6 protein-coding genes and 1 pseudogene (1 of these 7 cut by a window edge) are annotated in these 6,381 nt (G+C 70.9%); 3 read left to right on the top strand and 4 right to left on the bottom strand.

What is annotated here, in order from left to right:
- From QZV94_RS11600 to QZV94_RS11585, 4 genes are all read right to left on the bottom strand, one after another.
- Window positions 1-1,124, bottom strand: a 1,124-nt coding sequence (locus QZV94_RS11600) for a pentapeptide repeat-containing protein (RefSeq protein WP_293678043.1), incomplete at its 3' end; no start/stop codon positions are given.
- Window positions 1,124-2,386, bottom strand: a complete 1,263-nt coding sequence (locus QZV94_RS11595) for a pentapeptide repeat-containing protein (protein ID WP_293678048.1) — start codon at window positions 2,384-2,386, stop codon at window positions 1,124-1,126. The genes QZV94_RS11595 and QZV94_RS11600, both read right to left, overlap by 1 nt.
- A gap of 48 nt (window positions 2,387-2,434) precedes the next feature.
- The gene (locus tag QZV94_RS11590) at window positions 2,435-2,887 is read right to left on the bottom strand and encodes a deaminase (RefSeq protein ID WP_293678042.1); all 453 of its coding nucleotides are present in this window, start codon (window positions 2,885-2,887) and stop codon (window positions 2,435-2,437) included.
- Window positions 2,888-2,970: 83 nt separating this feature from the next.
- Complete coding sequence (locus QZV94_RS11585; protein WP_293678041.1) at window positions 2,971-3,681, bottom strand: 2,3-diphosphoglycerate-dependent phosphoglycerate mutase; 711 nt, start codon at window positions 3,679-3,681, stop codon at window positions 2,971-2,973.
- Between the two features lie 94 nt (window positions 3,682-3,775).
- Between QZV94_RS11585 and QZV94_RS11580 the strand changes: the two genes are divergently transcribed.
- The 3 genes and pseudogenes from QZV94_RS11580 to QZV94_RS11570 all read left to right on the top strand — a co-directional run.
- Window positions 3,776-4,021, top strand: coding sequence for a hypothetical protein (locus tag QZV94_RS11580; protein WP_293678040.1), 246 nt, complete (start codon window positions 3,776-3,778; stop codon window positions 4,019-4,021).
- The gene (locus QZV94_RS11575; protein ID WP_293678039.1) at window positions 4,018-4,995 is read left to right on the top strand and encodes an SIS domain-containing protein; all 978 of its coding nucleotides are present in this window, start codon (window positions 4,018-4,020) and stop codon (window positions 4,993-4,995) included. Before QZV94_RS11580 ends, QZV94_RS11575 begins: the two co-directional genes overlap by 4 nt.
- A 104-nt stretch (window positions 4,996-5,099) precedes the next feature.
- Window positions 5,100-6,381: pseudogene (locus QZV94_RS11570) on the top strand (phosphomannomutase/phosphoglucomutase) (it continues 228 nt past the right edge of the window).

Genomic DNA, 6,381 nt, shown 5'->3' with positions numbered 1-6,381 from the left:
CGCAGGCGTGCGCCCTTCAGGCTGGTCGGGGTCGAGCGATCGGCGGAGAGCGGCAGCGGGCCCAGGTTGGCGTCGGTGAGGTTGGCCCGGGTGAGGTCGGCGCCGGCGAGGCGGCACCCGCGCAGGTCGGCCGCAACCAGGATCGCGCCCCGCAGGTCGCAGCCGTCGAGGTTTGCGCCCTGCAGCTGGATGCCGGTGAGATCGAGGCCGGCGAGGTTCGCGCCCTTGGCGCTGATCGCGGTGAGCTTGAGGCCTTTGAGGGCGCCGGCGGCAGGGCGCAGGTCGGCGTTGTCGAGGCGGGCCGGCCCGCCCTCGCGGCCACCGGTGTCCACCCAGCTGTGGTGGGCCTGCGCCTGGATCACCAGTTTCTCGGCCCGGGCGATGTCGTCGCGGGTCGGCGGGACCACCATGCCGGCCAGCTTCGCGCCGTGCGTGCGGGCGCTGGCCAGCACCACGCCGCTCATGTCGGCGCCGTCGAACTCCGCGTCTTCCAGGACAGCGCCGGAAATCTCCACCTGGGCCAGACAGGCTCCCGAGAGGTTGGCCCCCTTCAGGTTGGCGTTGAACAGCTTTGCGCCCTTGAGCGAAGCGTCCGAGAAGTCCGCCCCGGCGGCGTAGAGCCCGTCCAAGCGCGAGCCGTCCAGGGTGGCGCCGGAGAGGTTGGCCCCGTCGACCTCGCCGCCGCGATCCTCCTCGATCACGGACGGGTAGCCCTTGGTCGGGTGCGGCCGGGCCACGATGCCCGGTCGGAAGTCGGCCTCGGTAAGGTCGGCGCCGGCAAGGTTGGCGCCGGATAGACAGGCGCCGCGCAGGTTGGCCTTGCGGAGGATCGCGCCCCGGAGGTCGGCGCGGCGCAGGTCGCACCCCGAGAGGTTGGCCCCGGAAAGGTCCACGCCGGCCATGTGCGCGCCGTCGAAGAGCGAGCCCTGCATGTCCGCGCCAGCAAGCTTGCGACCTGCGAGTTGGAAGCCGGAGAAGTCCACGAAGGGCAGTTGCGCCCGCTTGCCGCCGACGCCGGTCAGGAACCGGGCGTGGTTGTCCATGAGCATCGTCAGCTCACCGTCGCTGAGACGCCGGCGGCCCGTCATGTTGGGCTCGCTGGACGGCATGCGGAAGCCTGCCATCAGATGATTTCGTCGAGGCCGCGGGCGCCGTGCCGCGCGATCCCGGAGAAGTTGGCCTGCCTCAGGCTGGCGTTGGTGAAGTTGGCCCGGCTGACGTCGGCGTTGGTGAAGATCGCATGGCGGCAGTCGGCGCCGGTGAGATCGCTGCCCTTGAGCTGGGCCCCCGTGAGGTCGCAGGGCATCACCCGGTCGGCGCCCAGCAGCAGCGGCCCCATCTGGGCGTCACGAAGGTCGGCCCCGGACAGCTTGCAGCCGACGAGGCGGGCGCCCCGCAGGTCCGCGCGGCGCAGGATGGTGTTGCGCAGGTCGGCGCCCTCCAGGTGCGCGCCCTGCAGCTGAACCCCCTCCATGTCGAGGCCGTAGAACACGGCGCCCTTGGCAGAGAGCGCCGTGAGGTTGTAGCCGCGGATCGCCGAGAGGCTGCGCAGGTCCGCGCTGTCGAAGGACGAGGGTTTGCCCTCGCCGCCGCCGGTCTCGCACCAGCGGGCGTGGTCCTTGATCATCTGGGCGTAGGGCAGGTCTTGCACGGCGCGCCCCGCCGGCTCGTCGGTGAGCGCGCCGGCGAAGTTGACGTCGCTGACGTTCCACGACGTGGTTCGCGCGCCCACAAGGATGGCGTCGCGCAGGTCGGCGCCGGCGAGGTCCGCGCCGGAAAGGTCGGCGCCGGACAGGTTCGCTCCTCGCATGGAGCACTGCTTGAGGTTGGCGCGCACCAGCTTGGCGTCCTTGAGGATCGCGTCGGTGAAATCGGCGCGCACGGCCATGGCGCCGGACAGGCGCGAGCGTTCCAGGTTGGCGCCGGCCAGGATGGCGCCCTGCAGCTCGCCCAGCGCCGCATTGCCGGTCTCCAGGCGCTGGAAGCCGAGCTGGCGGCTGGCGGCGGCGAGCGTGCCTTCGCGCAGGTCGGCCTCGAACATGTCGGCGTTGGTGAGGTCGGCGTTGCGCATGCACGAGCCGCGCAGGTCGGCGCGGCGCAGAGAGGCGTCGCGCAGGTCGGCGCCGGTCAGGTCGGCGCAGAAGAGGTTGGCGTTGTCGAGCCGCGCGCCGGTGAACCGGCAATCGTTCAGGATCGCGCCGGTGAAGTCGGCGTCGCAGAGGTTGCGCCCGCGCATGTCGGCGCCCGAGAGGTCCTTGAACGCGAACACCGCGCGCGCGCCGCCGGGTTTGGCGGTCCACAGGCGGTCGTGCTTGGCGCAGACGGCGTCGACCTCCGCCTGGTTGAGGTGGACCTGGACGAGCGTTCTGGTGTTGGGCAGGGACATGCGGCGCAGGTTCACTAGATTTCCGTGAACCATGTTAGCGCGGCCGGATTAACGGCGACTTTCCAGGGATTTGGCCGGAGCGTACTGGGCGTAAAGAGGGGCGGCTTCGGCTTGCAGCAACCCCTGGTCTATGGCCACCCCCGCGGCCTGCAACCGATGCGCGCCCCTGCCCGCCGCAAACACCGACGGATCGGCGCAGGCGACCACCACGCGCACCACCCCCGCGTCGGCCAGCCGGTCGCTGCACGAGGGGGTTCCGGAGGACCGTTCGCCGCACGGCTCCAGGGTGACGTAGGCCGTGGCGCCGCGTGCGCCATCGCCAGCCGCCGCGAGGGCTGCCTCCTCCGCGTGCGGACGGCCCCCCTCGCCGGTCACGCCCTCGCCGACCACCGCGCCTTCGCGGACGAGCACGCAGCCGACGGACGGGTTGTCGCCGGTCAGGCCGACGCGGGTCGCGGCGAGGGAGATTGCGCGGCGCATGTGGTCTTCGTCGGGGCTCATCGTGCGCACCTTACCCCGAAGCGTCGAGGACGCGTCAGCGTCGCCAGACTCAAACACGAAATAGTCCGCGGCGCGCTCGCCTCTCAGATCGGCGGAATGGCGGTCGCGCGCTCCGGGTCGAGATAGCGGGCGGCGGTCGGCTTGAGGGCCGAGTCCAGGTCGATCACCAGCGGATTGCCGGTGGGGATCTCGACCCCGACGATGGCGTCGTCGGAGACGCCGAACAGGAGCTTGACGATGGCGCGCAGGGAGTTGCCGTGCGCGGCCACCAGCAGGGTCTCGCCGCGCTTCAGGCAGGGCGCGATCTCCGCCTCCCAATAGGGCTGGACGCGGGCCAGGGTGGTTTTCAGGCTCTCGGTGTCGGGCAGGGTCGCGCCGGCATAACGGCGGTCCTTGGCGAAGTCGAACTCGCCGCCGGGCAGCAGGGGCGGCGGCGGGGTGTCGTATGAGCGCCGCCAGGCCATGTACTGGGCCTCGCCGTGCTTGGCGGCGGTCTCGGTCTTGTTGAGGCCGGTCAGGCCGCCGTAGTGCCGCTCGTTGAGGCGCCAGTCCTTGACCTCGGGCACGAAGGCCTGGCCGGCGGCGGCGAGGGCCAGCCAGGCGGTGCGGATGGCGCGGGTCTGCACTGAGGTGAAGCAGCGGTCGATGGCCAGGCCGGCGGCCTTGATCAGCTCGCCGCCCTTGGCCGCCTCGGCTTCGCCCCGCGGGGTCAGGTCGACGTCGACCCAGCCGGTGAAGCGGTCGGCGAGGTTCCATTCGCTCTGGCCATGGCGCAGCAGGATCAGGGTCGGCACGGGGAACTCCTACGAGATGCGGCCACCGGGCTAGGGCGTCGGCCCCGTCCGCGTCAAGGTTTCTCGAACGGGTGGGGCGGGCTATAGCGGGGCCATGCTGGACCGCTTCTACCTGCCGCTCCTGGGCGTCGCCGCCGCTGCGGCCATCGCCCTGGCCATGGTCTGGCCCCAGGGCCTCGGCGACCGCTCGCCCGCCCCGTTCGGCCACGAGCCGGTGCAGCGCACCGCGGCCATGCAGGCCGCCATGCGCCGCGAGACCGAGGCCGCCCAGAAGCGCCTCGACCTGGCCCGCGAGGCAGTGCGCAACATCCAGAACGAGGCGATCGCACCCAACCAATGACCGCACATGGTTCTCGCGAGGACACCATCGGCGTCGGGCGCCGCGTGCTGCAGACCGAAGCCGAGGCGCTGAGCCGGCTGGCGGCGGAGCTGGACGGCGCCTTCGCCGAGGCGGTGGAGGTGCTGTTCGCGGCCAAGGGCCGGATCGTCTGCACCGGGATCGGAAAGTCCGGCCATGTGGCGCGCAAGGTCGCCTCGACGCTCGCCTCGACGGGCTCGGCGGCGATGTTCGTGCACGCGAGCGAGGCCAGCCACGGGGACCTGGGCATGATCGGCCCGGACGACGTCATCCTGGCGCTGTCCAAGACCGGCGAGACGCGCGAGCTGGCCGACATCCTGGCCTATGCTCAGCGCTTCGCGATTCCGTTGATCGCCATGACCGCGGCGGCGGACAGCGCGCTGGGCCGGGCGGCGCGGATCGTGCTGCTGCTGCCCAACGCGCCCGAGGCGGCCGACGAACTCAACGCGCCGACCACCTCGACCACCCTGCAGATCGCGCTGGGCGATGCGCTGGCGGTGGCGTTGCTGCAGCGGCGCGGGTTCCGACCCCAGGACTTCGGCGTGTTGCACCCTGGCGGCAAGCTGGGCGCCATGCTGCGGACTGCGGGCGATCTGATGCATGGCGTCGGCGAATTGCCGTTGGTTGTCGGCGAAACGCCGATGCGCGACGCCCTGCTGGTGATGAGCGAAAAGCGGTGGGGGATCGTGGGCGTCACCGATGCGGAAGGCCGGCTGGTGGGCGCCATCACCGACGGCGATCTGCGCCGCCACATCGACGGCCTGCTGGACCACACGGCCGGCCAGGTCATGACCCCCGGGCCGAAGAAGACCGTGGAGCCTGGAACCCTCGCCGCCCAAGCGCTGGCGCTGATGAGCGACCCGCTGCCGGCGGTGACCGTGCTGTTCGTGGTCGAAGATGCGCGGCCGGTGGGCATCCTGCATGTCCACGACCTGCTCCGCGCCGGAGTGATGTAGGCGGGCACGGGCCATCGAGGCTCCGCCGTTAAGCCTTAGGTGGTGGCGAAGGGCCTATGGGCTCGCGTAGAGAAACGCCTGACACGCGTTCCCCCGGAGTTTCCATGCTGCCCAAACCCCGCGCCGACCTGATCGCCAACACGCTCGACTACGAGACCGTCCCGCTGGTCAAGGCGACCGGGTTCCGGGAGTACGACGCGCGCTGGCTGTTCGGGCCCGACATCAACCTCATGGGCATCCAGGCGCTGGGCCTGGGGCTGGGCACGTTGATCCACGAGATGGGCCAGAAGCGGATCGTGGTCGGGCACGACTACCGCTCCTATTCGCTGTCGATCAAGCAGGCGCTGACCCTGGGGCTCCTGGCGGCCGGCTGCGAGGTGCTGGACATCGGCCTGGCCGTCTCGCCGATGGCCTATTTCGCCCAGTTCGACCTGGACGCGCCCTGCGTGGCCATGGTCACCGCCAGCCACAACGAGAACGGCTGGACCGGCGTGAAGATGGGCGCCCAGCGGCCGCTCACCTTCGGCCCCGACGAGATGGGCCGGCTGAAGGAGATCGTGCTGGAGGGCCGCTGGTCCGAGCGGCCGGGCGGCTCGCTGACCCACGTCGCAGGCGTGGCCGAGCGCTATATCGAGGACGCCGCCTCGCGCGTGAGCATCAAGCGCCCGCTGACCGTGGTGGCTGCGTGCGGCAACGGCACGGCCGGCGCGTTCGCGCCCCAGGCGCTGGCCAAGATGGGCGTCGCGGTGATCATCGAGATGGACTGCGACCTCGACTACAACTTCCCCCGCTACAACCCGAACCCCGAAGACAGCGTGATGCTGCACGCCATGGCCAAGACCGTGCGCGAGCACGGCGCGGACCTGGCCTTCGGATTCGACGGAGACGGCGACCGCTGCGGGGTGGTGGACGACGAGGGCGAGGAGATCTTCGCCGACAAGATCGGGCTGATGCTGGCCCGCGACCTGTCGGCGCTGCACAAGGACGCCACCTTCGTCGTGGATGTGAAGTCGACGGGCCTCTTCGCCACCGACGCGGTGCTGAAGGCCAACGGCGCCAAGACCGTCTACTGGAAGACCGGCCACTCCTACATCAAGCGCAAGACGGCGGAACTGGGGGCGCTCGCCGGTTTCGAGAAGTCCGGCCACTTCTTCATGAACCCGCCGATCGGCCGCGGTTATGACGACGGCCTGGTCGCCGCCGCAGCGATCCTGGCGATGCTGGACCGCAACCCGGACAAGAAGCTCAGCGACCTGAAGAAGGCCCTGCCCGTGGCCTTTACCTCGCTGACCATGAGCCCGCACTGCGCCGACGAGGAGAAGTACGGCGTCGTCGACGACGTGGTAGCCGAGTACACCGCCTTCCGCGACGCCGGCGGGACGATCC

Source organism: uncultured Phenylobacterium sp., assembly GCF_902826855.1.
Classification (GTDB): domain Bacteria; phylum Pseudomonadota; class Alphaproteobacteria; order Caulobacterales; family Caulobacteraceae; genus Phenylobacterium.
The sequence above is the reverse complement of the archived record's forward strand: the minus strand, read 5'-3'. Positions and strand labels throughout refer to the sequence as shown.

What these genes read in the sequence shown, in the direction of transcription:
- QZV94_RS11580 (WP_293678040.1), top strand. Translation starts at nt 3,776, where the DNA reads ATGCTGGACCGCTTCTACCTGCCGCTCCTGGGCGTCGCCGCCGCTGCG.
- QZV94_RS11590 (WP_293678042.1), bottom strand. Translation starts at nt 2,887, where the DNA reads ATGAGCCCCGACGAAGACCACATGCGCCGCGCAATCTCCCTCGCCGCG.
- QZV94_RS11575 (WP_293678039.1), top strand. Translation starts at nt 4,018, where the DNA reads ATGACCGCACATGGTTCTCGCGAGGACACCATCGGCGTCGGGCGCCGC.
- QZV94_RS11595 (WP_293678048.1), bottom strand. Translation starts at nt 2,386, where the DNA reads ATGTCCCTGCCCAACACCAGAACGCTCGTCCAGGTCCACCTCAACCAG.